General features: G+C 67.3%; 13 protein-coding genes. 4 read left to right on the forward strand and 9 right to left on the reverse strand.

Annotated elements, in window-relative coordinates; genetic code table 11:
- Positions 1–15: 15 nt before the first annotated feature.
- On the reverse strand, positions 16–1,215 hold the full coding sequence (locus AC6JAM_RS19290) for a thiolase family protein (protein WP_497935575.1): 1,200 nt from the start codon (positions 1,213–1,215) through the stop codon (positions 16–18).
- The gene (locus tag AC6JAM_RS19295) at positions 1,208–2,614 is read right to left on the reverse strand and encodes a class I adenylate-forming enzyme family protein (RefSeq protein WP_223995077.1); all 1,407 of its coding nucleotides are present in this window, start codon (positions 2,612–2,614) and stop codon (positions 1,208–1,210) included. Before AC6JAM_RS19295 ends, AC6JAM_RS19290 begins: the two co-directional genes overlap by 8 nt.
- 58 nt (positions 2,615–2,672) lie before the next feature.
- Between AC6JAM_RS19295 and ypfJ the strand changes: the two genes are divergently transcribed.
- Complete coding sequence (ypfJ, locus tag AC6JAM_RS19300; RefSeq protein ID WP_056390249.1) at positions 2,673–3,554, forward strand: KPN_02809 family neutral zinc metallopeptidase; 882 nt, start codon at positions 2,673–2,675, stop codon at positions 3,552–3,554.
- A gap of 75 nt (positions 3,555–3,629) precedes the next feature.
- Here ypfJ and AC6JAM_RS19305 read toward each other — a convergent pair whose 3' ends face one another.
- From AC6JAM_RS19305 to AC6JAM_RS19330, 6 genes are read right to left on the reverse strand one after another with little or no spacing between them, the layout of a single operon-like run.
- On the reverse strand, positions 3,630–3,962 hold the full coding sequence (locus AC6JAM_RS19305; RefSeq protein WP_018761278.1) for a metal-sulfur cluster assembly factor: 333 nt from the start codon (positions 3,960–3,962) through the stop codon (positions 3,630–3,632).
- A gap of 12 nt (positions 3,963–3,974) precedes the next feature.
- Positions 3,975–4,769, reverse strand: a complete 795-nt coding sequence (gene sufC, locus AC6JAM_RS19310; protein WP_018772108.1) for a Fe-S cluster assembly ATPase SufC — start codon at positions 4,767–4,769, stop codon at positions 3,975–3,977.
- A 42-nt stretch (positions 4,770–4,811) separates the two neighbouring features.
- On the reverse strand, positions 4,812–5,168 hold the full coding sequence (locus tag AC6JAM_RS19315) for a non-heme iron oxygenase ferredoxin subunit (RefSeq protein ID WP_018772109.1): 357 nt from the start codon (positions 5,166–5,168) through the stop codon (positions 4,812–4,814).
- 20 nt (positions 5,169–5,188) lie between these two features.
- Positions 5,189–6,430, reverse strand: a complete 1,242-nt coding sequence (gene sufD / locus AC6JAM_RS19320) for a Fe-S cluster assembly protein SufD (RefSeq protein WP_018772110.1) — start codon at positions 6,428–6,430, stop codon at positions 5,189–5,191.
- Positions 6,430–7,893 carry a Fe-S cluster assembly protein SufB gene (gene sufB, locus AC6JAM_RS19325; protein ID WP_018772111.1) on the reverse strand — a complete coding sequence of 488 codons (1,464 nt, stop codon included), beginning with the start codon at positions 7,891–7,893 and terminating at the stop codon, positions 6,430–6,432. Before sufB ends, sufD begins: the two co-directional genes overlap by 1 nt.
- The gene (locus tag AC6JAM_RS19330) at positions 7,893–8,678 is read right to left on the reverse strand and encodes a helix-turn-helix transcriptional regulator (protein ID WP_134165355.1); all 786 of its coding nucleotides are present in this window, start codon (positions 8,676–8,678) and stop codon (positions 7,893–7,895) included. Before AC6JAM_RS19330 ends, sufB begins: the two co-directional genes overlap by 1 nt.
- Before the next feature lie 125 nt (positions 8,679–8,803).
- On the opposite strand from AC6JAM_RS19330, the gene AC6JAM_RS19335 reads away from it, so the two are divergent.
- From AC6JAM_RS19335 to AC6JAM_RS19345, 3 genes are read left to right on the forward strand one after another with little or no spacing between them, the layout of a single operon-like run.
- On the forward strand, positions 8,804–9,772 hold the full coding sequence (locus AC6JAM_RS19335; protein WP_056390246.1) for an ABC transporter ATP-binding protein: 969 nt from the start codon (positions 8,804–8,806) through the stop codon (positions 9,770–9,772).
- On the forward strand, positions 9,769–10,536 hold the full coding sequence (locus AC6JAM_RS19340) for an ABC transporter permease (protein WP_223995075.1): 768 nt from the start codon (positions 9,769–9,771) through the stop codon (positions 10,534–10,536). The genes AC6JAM_RS19335 and AC6JAM_RS19340 overlap by 4 nt, the downstream gene beginning before the upstream one ends.
- Before the next feature lie 7 nt (positions 10,537–10,543).
- On the forward strand, positions 10,544–11,506 hold the full coding sequence (locus tag AC6JAM_RS19345) for a COX15/CtaA family protein (RefSeq protein WP_018772115.1): 963 nt from the start codon (positions 10,544–10,546) through the stop codon (positions 11,504–11,506).
- A gap of 109 nt (positions 11,507–11,615) precedes the next feature.
- Here the strand turns inward: AC6JAM_RS19345 and AC6JAM_RS19350 are convergent, their stop codons facing one another.
- A complete protein-coding gene (locus AC6JAM_RS19350) occupies positions 11,616–13,883 on the reverse strand; it encodes a SulP family inorganic anion transporter (protein ID WP_497935578.1) in 2,268 nt (755 codons plus the stop codon).
- Positions 13,884–14,000: the final 117 nt, after the last annotated feature.

Raw genomic sequence — 14,000 nt, forward strand, 5'->3', positions numbered from 1 at the left:
ACAGCCCCCTGAAGATCAGGCTGGCGCCAGCTGCCGGTACTCCAGCAGTGCCGCGGTCCCCATGCCGCCCGCCATGCTGATCATCGCCAGCCCCAGGGTTCCCGGCGTGCCGGCGCCCCTCGCCTGGGCCAGCAGCCGCGTCACCAGGACGGCCCCGGACGCACCGTAGGCATGCCCCAGAGCCAACGCACCGCCGTCGAGGTTTGCCCGCTCGGGATCGATGCCAAGCTGGTCCAGGCAGGCAAGTGCCTGCGACGCGAACGCCTCATTGAATTCCACCAGGTCCACCTCGCCGGCTGACACCCCGGCACGGGCCAGCACCTCCCGCGCGGCAGGGGCAGCACCGATCCCCAGTACCTGGGGGGCCACGCCGGCTGTGCCGGTGCCGCGCACCACCAGGCCGTCGCGTGCCCCCAGCCGGCGTGCACGCTCCAGGGAGGTGATGACGACGGCGGCGGCGGCGTCCGCGTCGAAGCAGGAGTTTCCGGCGGTAACGGTTCCTCCCGGCACGAAGGCGGCCGGGAACCTTGCCATGATGGCGCGGGTCAGGCCGGCCCGCGGCCCGCCATCGACGGAGACGGTCCCGGCAGCGGTGGCCAGTGGCACGAGTTCGCCTGCGAAACGCCGGTCCCGGGTCGCCGTGAGGGCCTTCCGGTGGCTGGCAAGGGCGAAGGCATCCTGGCGGTCCCTGCCGACTCCGTATTCCGCGGCCACCGTTTCCGCGGCGGTACCCATGTCCGGATCGCCGTAGCTGGCCGGCACAAAGTGGGCGCGGGCGTAAAACTCCGGGCTGCCGTCGTCCCTCCGGTTGGCGCGCAGGGGCGCGGTGCTGGTGCTCTCCACTCCCCCAGCCAGGTAAACGGGACTGCCTCCTGCCGCCACGAGCCGGGCGGCGAGGACGATGGCGTCCAGTCCTGAGCCACACTGCCGGTCCACGGTGATCCCGGGTACGGTGACGGGCAGACCCGCCTCCAGCAAGGCCAACCGGGCCACGTTTCCGCCGCCGCCCACCGCGTTGCCGATCACGACGTCGGCAACGGAGTCCGGATCCAAGGACAGTTCGGAGACGAGCGCGCGCAGCACCGGGGCCAGGAGTTCATGTGCCCGCAGGGTGCGCAGGGCTCCGTTGACCGGGCACACCGGGGTGCGGCGGGCGGCGATGATCACCGGCTGGCGGTCCGGCGGCAGGAGCTCAGCGTGCACCGCGTCAGCCACCAAGGGGCCGTACCCTGGGATCCCGGGTGTTGATCCACTCCAGCAGCAGGTTCCGGCTGACCTTGCCGCGGTCCGTGGTGGGAAGTTCCGGCAGGAGGTAGTACTGCAGCGGCCGCTTGTGCCGGGACAGGATGTCCTCCAGGCCGGCGCGCAGCTGCGTGGCCGTCAGCCCGCCATGGGATGCAACCACCCCCGCCACCACGCGCTGGCCGCGCAGATCGTCAGCCACGCCGGCGGCCACCGCTGCCGCCACACCCGGGACTGCCGCCAGGGCCAGTTCCACCTCGTGCGGGTAGACGTTCCTTCCGGCGGTAAGGATCATGTCCGCGCGCCGGCCAAGGATGTGCAGCTCGCCGTCCAGAAGGTAGCCCTGGTCCCCCACCGTGTACCAGTCGCCGAAGGACCGCAGCGCCTCGCCGTCGTCGCCCCACAGGTAGCCGTTGCTCACCATGCCGCTGCGGACGCAGATGTTGCCGTAGCCGCCATCCGGAACCTCTCCGCCGTCGTCATCCAGGATCCGGACGTCCACGCCGGGAAAGGGCCGCCCGATTCCCGTACCGCCCGCCGCCGGAACCTGTCCCGCGGCCAGGCCCAGGCCGGAGACGAAGCTCAGCTCGGAGGCCCCGTAGTACTCATAAATGGTGGCGTTCGGCGCCCAGCGCCGTGCCGCTTCCAGGGTGCGGGCATCGAGTTTGGAGCCTGCACAGATGATGGTGCGGATTCCGGAGGCGTCCACGCACCCTGTCATCCCCCGTTCGCTGAGCATCCGCAGCATGGTGGGCACCAGGACCAGCCGGGTGACCCGGTCGTGGGTGATGGCAGCGTGGACGTCGCCGACGTCGAACGTCTCCAGTGTTTGGAACTCGGATCCGGCGTAGAGGCATTCGGCCAGGGCATAGAGGTTCAGGCTGGCAGCCAGCGGCCCGGGCGCAAGGGTGACGTCGTCCTGGCGAAGCCCGAAAAACTCGATGGAAGCGTCGAAGGACTGCTGCCATGACCGCCGGGAGCGGGTAAACGCCTTGGGTACAGACGTAGTGCCGGAAGTGAGGCCGATGAGGAAGCTGGAGCCAGGCGGGCCGTCGGCCAGCACGTCGTCCGGGGAGACCTGGGCCGGAACGGCGCATGCCTCCACCCGCCGGACAATATCCTCCTGCAGCGGTGCGGGCCACGAAGGGTCCAGGACCGCGCACTGGCGGCCGCCGGCCACGGCGGCTGCGAACTTCACGGCAAAGTCCACCGAATTGGACTCGCACAGGGTACTGACGGACTTCATCTCCGGCACCAGACCCGCGGCGGCATCCAGCAGCTCCGCCCAGTCCAGTCTCCGGCCCGCGATCACCACGGCAGTGTCGTGCGGCCGTTGCCCAGCCCAGAGCTGGATCTTGTCGAGGAAAGGCACGGACCAACTTTACCGGCCGCCACGGGTTGAGCTCCCGGCCCGCGGGTATTGTGACGATATGAGTTTCAATGACAACGTGCAGCTTGATCCTTCCCAGGTCCAGGACCGTAGGGGCATGGGCACCGGCGTGAAAATCGGCGGCGGAATCGGCGGCGGCCTGGTGCTGCTCGTTGCGCTCCTGCTGGGAATCAACCCGAACATGCTCGGCGGGCTGGTTGACAACGGTGCCGGCGGACAGTCCCAGGGCACGGCACCGGCCTGCACCACCGGAGCGGACGCCGATGCCCGCCTGGACTGCCGGATCACCGGCACGGTGAACAGCCTCAATGCGTTCTGGCCCGGCTACCTGAAGCAGTACAACGTGCAGTACCCCCGCCCGGAGGCCGTGATCTTCAGCGGCGGCACCAACACCGGGTGCGGGGCCGCAACCTCCGAAGTAGGGCCCTTCTACTGCCCCACGGACACTACCGCCTACTTTGATCCCGGTTTCTTCCAGGAACTCGTGGACCGGTTCGGTTCCTCAGGCGGACCTCTGGCCCAGGAATACGTAGTGGCGCACGAGTTCGGCCACCACATCCAGAACCTGCTGGGCGATCTGCAGCGGGCGCAGCAGGACCCGCAGGGACCGGAGTCCGGTTCCGTCCGTACGGAACTGCAGGCGGATTGCTATGCAGGCCTGTGGGCCAAGTACGCATCCACCACGCCGGACCCGTCCACCGGCCAGCCCTACCTGGAACCGCTCACCCAGCAGGACGTCAACGACGCGTTGTCGGCGGCCGCATCAGTGGGCGATGACCGGATCCAGAAGGCAGCCACCGGACGTGTCTCCCCCGAAGGCTGGACACACGGCTCCAGTGAGGAACGCCAGCGGTGGTTCAGCCGGGGCTACCAGACCGGCGACATCAAGCAGTGCGACACCTTCAGCGCCGCCACCCTCTAACCTCAATGGAACGGGGTACGACGACGGCCGGTCACCTTTCGCGGGAAAGGTGACCGGCCGTCGTCGTACTTTTTTCTAGATGTTGAAGCCGAGGGCCCTCATCTGGTCCTTGCCGTCATCGGTGATCCGCTCGGGACCCCAAGGCGGCATCCAGACCCAGTTGAGGCGCCAGTCGTCAACGACGCCGTCCAGGGCCTGGCCCACCTGCTCCTCGAGCACGTCGGTGAGCGGGCAGGCTGCGGTGGTGAGCGTCATGTCGATCAGGAGCGCACCGTCGTCATCGGAGTACTTCAGGCCGTACAGGAGGCCCAGGTCCACCACGTTGACGCCAAGCTCAGGGTCGATGACGTCCTTGAGCGCCTCTTCGACGTCCTCCAGGGCCGTGCGGCCCGGCTTGATTTCGGTCATGACAAGTCCTTACTAGGCCTGTGCTGCGGCGGCAGCCGCGATGGTGGCTGCGCCGGCGCCCTTGGCGTAACGGTCGTAGCCTTCTTCCTCGAGGCGGTCGGCCAGCTCGGGGCCGCCCTCCTCGACAACCTGTCCGTCCACGAACACGTGCACGAAGTCAGGCTTGATGTAGCGCAGGATGCGGGTGTAGTGCGTGATGAGCAGCGTGCCCATGTTTCCCTCGGAGTGCGCACGGTTGACGCCCTCGGACACAATCTTGAGCGCGTCCACGTCCAGGCCGGAGTCGGTCTCGTCCAGGACGGCGAACTTGGGCTTGAAGAGCTCCAGCTGCAGGATCTCCACGCGCTTCTTTTCGCCGCCGGAGAAGCCTTCGTTGACGTTGCGCTGGGCGAAGTCGGCGTCGATGCGCAGCTTCTCCATGGCGGCCTTGACGTCCTTGGTCCAGGTGCGCAGAGCAGGCGCCTGGCCGTCGATGGCGGTCTTGGCGGTGCGCAGGAAGTTGGTCATGGTGACGCCCGGAACCTCCACCGGGTACTGCATGGCCAGGAAGACGCCGGCGCGGGCGCGCTCGTCAACACTCATGGCCAGCACGTCTTCGCCGTCCAGCGTGATGGTGCCACGGGTGACGGTGTAACGGGGGTGCCCTGCAATGGTGGACGCGAGGGTGGACTTGCCCGAGCCGTTGGGGCCCATGATGGCGTGCGTCTCGCCGGTCCTGATGGTCAGGCTGACGCCCTTCAGGATCTCCTTGGTGCCCTGTTCCGTCTCAATGCTGACGTGCAGGTCCTTGATCTCAAGAGTTGACATGCTCTTCTTTCTTTTCGCTCGTAAGTCTGGTGCTGCGGGCGCTCAGTAGTTGTCTACTGCTGCGCCGTTCAAAACGTTGGTGACGTCCACGTAGACGTCGTCCCCGTCGAGTTCGACGGCGAAGACCGGCACGGGATCGTAGGCGGGGAGCTGGAGCGGCTGGCCGCTGCGCAGGTCGAACTGGGAACCATGCCCCCAGCACTCGATGGCGCAGCCTTCCACGTCGCCTTCGGACAGGGAAATGTCCGCGTGCGAGCAGGTGTCACCGATGGCGTGGATGTCCCCCATCGAGTCCCGGACCACGGCTACGGGGTAGCCGTCCACCAGGATGCGCAGCGCCTGCTTGACCTGGATGTCATTGGCGCTGCACACCAGCTCACCCTTGGGTTTGCCGCTCATACGTTCCTGCCTGCCTGTCTCTAGTAGTCGATTGCCGCGAGTTCGCGTTCCACGGCATCGGTCAGGCGCTCTTCGAGGGCCGGGACCTTGATCTGCTGGATGATCTCGTTCAGGAAGCCGCGGACCACCAGGCGGCGGGCAACATCCTCGGGGATGCCGCGGGCCATCAGGTAGAACAGGTGCTCGTCGTCGAACCGGCCGGTGGCGCTGGCGTGGCCGGCACCCTCGATCAGGCCGGTCTCGATCTCGAGGTTGGGCACGGAGTCCGCGCGGCAGCCGTCAGTCAGGACCAGGTTCTGGTTCTTCTCGTAGGAGTCGGTGCCCTCGGCCTGCTTCTGGATCAGCACGTCGCCAACCCAGACCGTGTGCGCACCCTTGCCCTGCAGCGCGCCCTTGTAGAGGACGTTGGACTTGCAGTTGGCCACGTTGTGGTCCACGAAGGAACGGTGCTCCAGGTGCTGGCCTGCATCGGCGTAGTAAAGGCCCAGGAGCTGTGTCTCGGCGCCTTCCCCGGCGAAGCGGACGTTGGAGTTCAGGCGCACGATCTTGCCGCCAAGAGTTACGGCAATGTGCTTGTACACGGCGTCCTTGGCAACCTCGGCGTCATGCTGTGCCAGGTGCTTGGCGTCGTCCCCCCAGAGCTGCAGGGAAACCACCGTGAGGTGGGCGCCTTCGCGAACCAGGACCTCAACGTTGCCGTTGTGGTCTGAGGTGCCGTCGTGCTCGATGATCACGACGGAGCGGCTGTTGACTCCGGCTTCGATCACCACGTGGGAGTTGGTCCGGCGGCCTGCGCCGTTGCCGGTCAGGACCAGGCGCACCGGCTCGTCCAACTCGGCGTTCGCCGGGATGGAGATGAGCTGGGCGTCGCCGGCGTTCGCGGAAGCCACGACGGCGGCACGGTCGGCGGGGACGAGGGTGGCGCCACGGGGGGCCTCACCTGCGCGGAGGGTCCGCTGGACCACGGCTGCAGGTGCCTCGACCGTAACGCCAAGGGCGCCGGCCTCCGACGGGGTATCGGACAGCAGGTTGGCCAGTTCACGCACCGGGGTGAAGCGCCATTCCTCTTCCCGGCCGTTGGGCAGGGCGAAATCGGCCACGTCATGGCTGGTGAGCCGCTCGGCGCGGGAGGCCATGACCTGTGTGCCGTGGCTGTGGTGGCGGTCCACCTTGGAGGCGACGAGGTGCTCGCCCTCCTCGGTGAAACCGGCGATCGACGGTGCGCCGACGCGCGCCTTTTCGGTAGTTGCTTCGGCAGTCATTAACCGACGGATCCTTCCATCTGGAGTTCGATGAGGCGGTTCAGCTCGAGGGCGTATTCCATGGGCAGTTCGCGGGCGATCGGCTCAATGAAGCCGCGCACGATCATGGCCATGGCCTCGTCCTCGGGCATGCCGCGGGACATGAGGTAGAACAGCTGTTCCTCGCTGACGCGGGAAACGGTGGCCTCGTGTCCCAGCTGGACATCGTCCTCGCGGATGTCGATGTACGGGTAGGTGTCAGACCGGGAAATGGTGTCCACCAGGAGGGCGTCGCAGCGCACGGTGTTGGCCGAGTGCTTGGCTCCTTCCCGGATCTGGACCAGGCCGCGGTAGGCGGCGCGGCCGCCACCACGGGCAACGGACTTGGAGATGATCGAGCTCTTGGTGTTCGGCGCAATGTGCACCATCTTGGAGCCGGTGTCCTGGTGCTGGCCTTCGCCGGCGAAGGCGATGGACAGGGTCTCGCCCTTGGCCCCTTCGCCTACGAGGTACACGGCCGGGTACTTCATGGTGACCTTGGAGCCGATGTTTCCATCGATCCATTCCATGGTGGCGCCTGCTTCGCAGATGGCACGTTTGGTCACCAGGTTGTAGACGTTGTTCGACCAGTTCTGGATGGTGGTGTACCGGACGCGGGCGCCCTTCTTGACGATGATCTCCACGACGGCGGAGTGCAGCGAGTCCGAGGTGTAGATCGGCGCTGTGCAGCCTTCGATGTAGTGGACGTAGGAGTCCTCGTCGGCGATGATCAGCGTGCGTTCGAACTGGCCCATGTTTTCCGTGTTGATGCGGAAGTAGGCCTGCAGGGGGATCTCCACGTGGACGCCCTTGGGGACGTACACGAACGAGCCGCCGGACCAGACGGAGGTGTTCAGCGAGGCGAACTTGTTGTCGCCTACCGGGATGACGGTGCCGAAGTACTCCTGGAAGATCTCCGGGTGTTCCTTGAGCGCGGTGTCGGTGTCCAGGAAGATGACACCCTGCCGCTCAAGGTCCTCCCGCAGCTGGTGGTAAACAACCTCAGACTCGTACTGGGCGGCAACACCCGAAACAAGGCGCTGCTTTTCGGCCTCGGGTATGCCCAGCTTGTCGTACGTGTTCTTGATGTCCTCGGGCAGGTCTTCCCAGGTGGCAGCCTGCTTCTCGGTGGAGCGCACGAAGTACTTGATGTTGTCGAAGTCGATGCCGGAGAGGTCCGCGCCCCAGGTGGGCATGGGCTTGCGGTCGAAATACTTCAGGCCCTTCAGGCGCAGGTCGAGCATCCATTCCGGCTCGCTCTTCTTCGCCGAAATGTCCCGGACTACCTCTTCGTTGAGCCCACGGCGGGCATTGGCGCCGACATCGTTCTTGTCAGCCCAGCCGTACTCGTAGTTGCCGATGCCGTGGAGCTCGGGATTCTTTTCCAGAATCTCCGAGATCACAGTGTTTTCGGCGACTGCTTTCTCTGATAGTTGGTCCGTCATCACGGCCTTTCTTGCTGATGGTTGATTACTTCGTCCAGGCTGGCGGGGGCTGCCGCCGGCACCGTGGCCGGTTTGGCAGGCAGCCTGCCTGTAGGAATATGTGTGGTGCAGACGTGGCCGCCGCGGGCCAGCGTGGAGAGGCGGCGGACGTCAACGCCCACCAGCCTTGAAAAGACTTCGGTCTCGACGTCGCAGAACACCGGGAAGCGGGCGGCGAGCTGCTGGATGGGGCAGTGGCCCTGGCAGAGCTGCACGCTGGAAAGCGCCGCGGGCAGCGGTGCCTTTGCCTCGATGGACGCAGCGGAGGCCACGAAGTTGTCGCGGGTCAGCGCCGCTGCGAGTGCGGTGGCGCGGTCCCGGATGTCCGGGCCGGCCTGCTCGATTTCGGGTGCGTAGCGCCGCTCCATGTCCGCAAAGCGCTCCTCGGCGAAGGCGCGCACCGCGTCCGGGCCTGCCATCTTTTGCAGCTGCTGGAGCGCAAGGGCGGCGATGTCCAGGTAGTCGTTGCCCAGGCTGGACTGGCCCTGTGAACTGAGGACGTAGCGGCGGGCCGGACGGCCGGCACCCGCGCCGGGCTTGGCCACCCGCTTGACCTCGATGACGCCCGCACGCGACAGGTGGTCCAGGTGGCGCCGGACGGCGGCCGGGGTGAATCCCAGCATGTCGCCCAGTTCGGCCGCGCTGACGGGCCCGTGCTCCAGGACGGCAGCGAGGACCCGGTCCCGGGTGCGCTCGTCGGCATCAGCCACAGGCCCGGGCGCAGGCACGGCAGTAGCGTTGGTCATGGAATACACAACACAATCATGTCGTAATTTAGTCCCGCACTCCAGTAAGGGCAGGCTGACCTATGCCAAGCAGCTGCACAGGCCCGGGGGACGGTGCTAAATACTACATCCCGTAGAATACTGTGGTGCGATCCCCCCAGTCCCCCGTTCTGTCCATCCATGGGCTCATCAAGGACGTCGGCCCCCTTTCCAGCCTGGACGGAAAGATGCTCAGGGTTGTCAGCGGCGTTTCACTCGTTGCCGAGCGCGGACAGGTAACCGCCCTCCTCGGCGCCAACGGTGCCGGAAAAACCACCACCCTCGAATGCGCCCAGGGCCTGCAAAAGCGCAGTGGCGGCACCATCTCGCTGCTGGGCCAGGACCCGGCGGCGGCAGGCGCTGACCTCCGGTCCCGCGTCGGCGTGATGCTGCAGGACGGCGGCCTCCCGCCGTCGGCCCGGCCCCTGCCGCTGCTGCGGCACATCGCCGGGCTGTACGCCCGCCCGTGGCCGCTGGAAGACCTGGTGGGCAGGCTGGGCATCGACTCCTTCAGCCGGACCAGCGTGCGCAGGCTGTCCGGCGGCCAGAAACAGCGCCTGGCACTCGCCGCCGCCCTGGTGGGCAGGCCCGAAGTATTGTTCCTGGACGAGCCCAGCGCCGGACTGGACCCGCAGTCCCGGCAGCTGGTGTTCGACCTGATCGCCGAGTTGCGTGACAGTGGGATGGGGATCATCCTCACCACCCACCTGATGGACGACGCCCAGCGCCTGGCGGACTACGTGTACATCATCGACGGCGGCCGCAACGTTGCCGAAGGGACCGTGCAGGAACTGCTGCAGCGCAGCCCCGTTGCGGACCAGGACGGCGGGCACATCCGGACGCTGGTGTTCGAAGCCCCGCCCGGGCTGGACCTGGCAGCCGCTTTGCCGGATGACGTGGACGTTTCCGAACCCCGTGCCGGCAGCTACACCATCACCGGCGCCCTGACGCCCCGGCACCTCTCCGCCCTGGCCCGGTGGTGGGAGGCGAAGGGAATCATGCCCGCCTCAATGAGCCTTCAGGCGCGTAGCCTTGAAGACGTCTTTTTGGATATCTCAGGAAAGGACATCCGATGAGCACCGCAGCAATGCAGGAGGCCCAGCAGCCGGCGCCCCTGCTGCGCCGGGTCCTGCTGCAGGGCAAGTACGAGGCACTGACAATGCTGCGGAACGGCGAGCAGCTGATCCTGGCAGTGGTGCTGCCCCTGCTGGCACTTGTGGGCCTGACGGTCACCCCGTTCCTGGACGGAATGGGATCCAGCCGCATCAACGTGGCCGTTCCCGGAATCCTGGCCCTGTGTGCGATGTCCACGGCCTTCACCGGCCAGGGCATCGCCACCGGCTTCGACCGCCGCTACGGCGTACTCCGGTTCCTGTCCACCACCCCCTTGGGCCGCGGCGGCCTGATTGCCGGCAAAGTCCTGTCGGTCCTGGCCGTTCTGTGCCTCCAGGTGGTGGTGGTTGGCGTGGTTGCCCTGGACCTGGGATGGCAGCCGACGGCGGCGGGCTGGCTCCCGGGGCTGGCGCTGCTCGCGCTGGGCGCGGCGGCTTTCACCGCGCTGGGGCTGCTGGTGGCCGGGACAGTCCGGCCGGAAGCCACGCTGGCCATCACCAACCTGCTGTGGATCCTCCTCGGCGCCATGGGCGGCATCGTCATCCCCGCGGGGCGACTGCCTGCCGCCGCGCAGGCAGTCGTGCACTTCCTGCCCTCCGGCGCCCTGGGCGAATCGATGCGGGCCGCCTTCCTGGACGGGGCCGTGAACGGCGGCGCCGCCCTCATCCTGCTGCTCTGGACGGTCATCGCCGGCGCCGCAGCCATCCGTTGGTTCAAGTGGAATTGAGATAACCGTGTCCACGGCTTCACGCCTCCCCCAGCTCGCCGGCCGCCTGGCCTCGCGGCTCCCACGCACCGTGGACGTCCGCATCCGCCGCCTCGCCGTCGCCTCCCTGATCGGCCAGACGCTTCTGGTGGTCACCGGCGGCGCCGTCCGCCTCACCGCATCGGGCCTTGGCTGCCCCACCTGGCCCCGCTGCACCTCCGACTCCCTGGTAAACACTCCGGAGATGGGCATCCATGGCTTCATCGAGTTCGGCAACCGGCTCCTGACGTTCGCGCTGGCCGCCGTCGCCGCCCTGATGCTGGTGTACCTGTGGAACCTCCGGAAGGAGCGCAAGGACCTCTTCCTCCTGGCACTGGGCCTGCTGGCCAGCATCCCCGCCCAGGCCGTGATCGGCGGCGTCACCGTGCTGACCAACCTCAACCCGTGGGTGGTGGGCCTGCACTTCCTGGTCTCCATGGCGCTGGTGGTCTTCGCCACCCTGCTGGTCAACCGTGCCTTCGGGCGGACCGGCCGCTTCCTTGCCACCCGGCCCGCCGCCCTGCCCGCACCCCTGCGCCCGGTGACGGCCGCCGTCGCGCTTTTCTCCGCCGTCGCCGTGATGCTCGGTGTGGTGGTCACGGGGGCCGGCCCGCATGCCGGTGACGCCGATGCTCCCCGCAACGACCTGGACTGGGATTTGTTCTCCCACATCCATGCCGTGCCCGCGTACCTGGTGACTGCCGGGACTGTAGTGGCCCTGGTCCTGGTCATCAGGCGCCGCATTACGGGCCCCTTCCGGACGGCCGTCCTGGCCCTCCTTGGCGTCACCGTGCTCCAGGCGGTGATCGGGTTTACGCAGTATTACAACGGTATTCCGGCGCTGCTGGTAGCGGCCCACATGCTCGGCGCGGCCCTGCTGATGGCGGCATCGACCAACGCCTGGGACATCGCCCGTTCCAGTGCCGTGGACTCATCCAGGGCAGCGAAGTAGGCGCCCGCCCACCCGTACAGCGCGCAGGCGCCCCGGCCCGGGATGGGGCCGGGGCGCCTGCGTTTTACCGCCCTTGTATGTTTCGCCGCCTTGCAGGCGTCCCGGGAAATTACCGTTCAGCGAAGGCGTTGATCCGAAGCCCGGACCCGCCGGCCGGGTCAAGGTTCCGGATCCCCGTGGCGGTGATCTGCAGGACCTGCGCGGTGGCAATGTCGTAGAAGAGGCCCGTTGCCTGCACCTTTCCCTCCACCAGCGCCGGGCCCGTCACCGGGTGGTCCTGCAGTTTGGCCAGTTGCACGGCCACGTTGACCATCGCCAGTTGGTCCACCCGGGCGTAATCCGCCGCCGCCGCCTGCCGGCCCACCGGATGCCCTGCCAGCAGCTCCGTGTAGCTGGGCCGGGCGTGATCCAGCCACTGTCCGAATGCCGGACCAAGCGAACTGTTGTCTTCGCCGCCGGCCTCTGCGAGCAGCGCCTTCATGGCGCCGCAGTTGGAGTGCCCGCAGATGGCGACCGACTGCACTCCCAGGCCGTTGACGGCAAAGGACAGGGCAGAATCCGTTGAGGCGTCCTGGCCATTGCCGCACACCACGTTGCCGATGTTCCGCAGCGTGAGCAGGTCCCCCGGGCCGCTGCTGGTGATCAGGTTCGGATTGACGCGCGAATCGATGCAGCCCACGAACAGGCTGTCCGGGTTCTGTCCTTCCGTCAGGTCATGCACCAGCGGACGGACCTGGTGCGCAAACCGGCGGTGGTATTTGTTGACGCCCTGCAACAACGGCTCCTTCCTTGGCGGAAGGGGCAACTCGGTGGCTTCCTCGCGCCGGGGAGCCTGGTGGGCGGCGTCCCGGAACACCGTGTTGCCGTGCTCCTCAAGGTTCACCGTGCCGCCGGCGGCCTGGTGCTGGAGCTGCCAGGCCAACAGGGCTTCCCGGAAGGAATGGTCAACATAGTCGGCGTTGAGCTCCACCACCACGTCCGCGCCGGCGGGCACCGACTGCAGGACGCCGTTGAGCTTTGGCAGCGCGAAGAAGCTGCATGATCCCGCGATGGTCACCCGCCAGGGCGACGGCGGTGCGGCGGGACGGTGCGCCTGGATGGGGGCCCGCAGAACACGCCACAGCACACTGGCAGCGGCGAGGGCCAGGCCGATCATGACTCCTTCCAACAAGTTCAGGAACACCACGCAGATGAGGGTAACCGCGTAAATGGTGAGGTCTCCCGTGCGCAGGCTGGTCCGGATGTCCGCCACCTTGATCAGCCGCGCGCCGATAACCACCAGCAGGCCGGCCAGGACGGCCAGCGGGATCAGCTGGATCAACCCGGCAAAGAGGGCAGAGAAAGCCAGAACCCAGACACCGTGCAGCACTGCGGATGTCCGGGAAGCCGCTCCCGCTTCCACATTCGTGGCGCTGCGGACAATGACACCCGTCACAGGCAGGCCGCCCAGAGACCCGGAAACGATGTTTGCGGTGCCCTGCCCGATGAGCTCCCTGTTCAGGTTGGTCCGCGGACCGGTCTGCATCTTGTCCACGGCCACGGCCGACAGGAGGGACTCGATGCTGGCGATGAGGGCCATGGTCAGGATGGCAAAAGCGAACGCGCGCCAGTTGCTGTCCGGAAGCTGCGGCAGGGCAATGGCATCGAAAATGGAGCCATCAAGGGAGATGCGCTCAACACCGGGGGCAAAGGCCACGGCCAGTGCGGTTCCTGCCGCGACGGCGGCCAGGGGGCCCGGAACACGCCGGACCGTGGCGGGCAGGAACTTCCAGCACAGCAGGATTGCCACGACGGCCAGTCCCAGCAGGGCCGCGTGCAGTTCCAGGTTGGTGATGGCTGCCGGCAGTGCCGCAAGGTTCTCGAGGGCCGAGCCTGCCGGCCGGGATCCGAGAAGCACGTGGACCTGCTGCAGGATGATGGTGACACCGATGCCGGCGAGCATGGCTTTGACCACCACCGGTGAGACGGCCAGGGCGGCCCGGCCCACGCGGCTGATGCCCAGCAGGAGCTGCACGGCGCCCGCGGCCGCGGTGATGGCGCAGGTCACCTGCCATCCGAACTCCTGGACCAGCCCGGCCACGACGACGGTCAGCCCGGCCGCGGGTCCGCTCACCTGCAGCGGTGAGCCGCCCAGGCTTCCGGCCACGATCCCGCCCACGGCTGCAGCGATGAGGCCTGCCATGACGGGGGCTCCCGACGCGGCTGCGATGCCGAGCGAGAGCGGGAGGGCGACGAGGAACACCACCAGGGATGCGGGTACGTCGGCGCCCAGATGGGCAGCAAACGGCGGGCGGCGGAAGGTGAAGCGGCCACGGCTTCCCCGGCCTCCCGGCGGGCTGTGGCTGGGAGCGGGAATTGTGGAGGGACGGACTTCCATGGATTTTTCCTTTGATCGAGGGAAGGGTCCACCCCACCGTAAGCAGCTGGTCATGATGGATGACACTTAAAGTGACCGATATGACAAAAATGTCATATCGGTTTCGATTCCGTGCAC

Source organism: Arthrobacter sp. GmRoot5-12 (assembly GCF_059739365.1).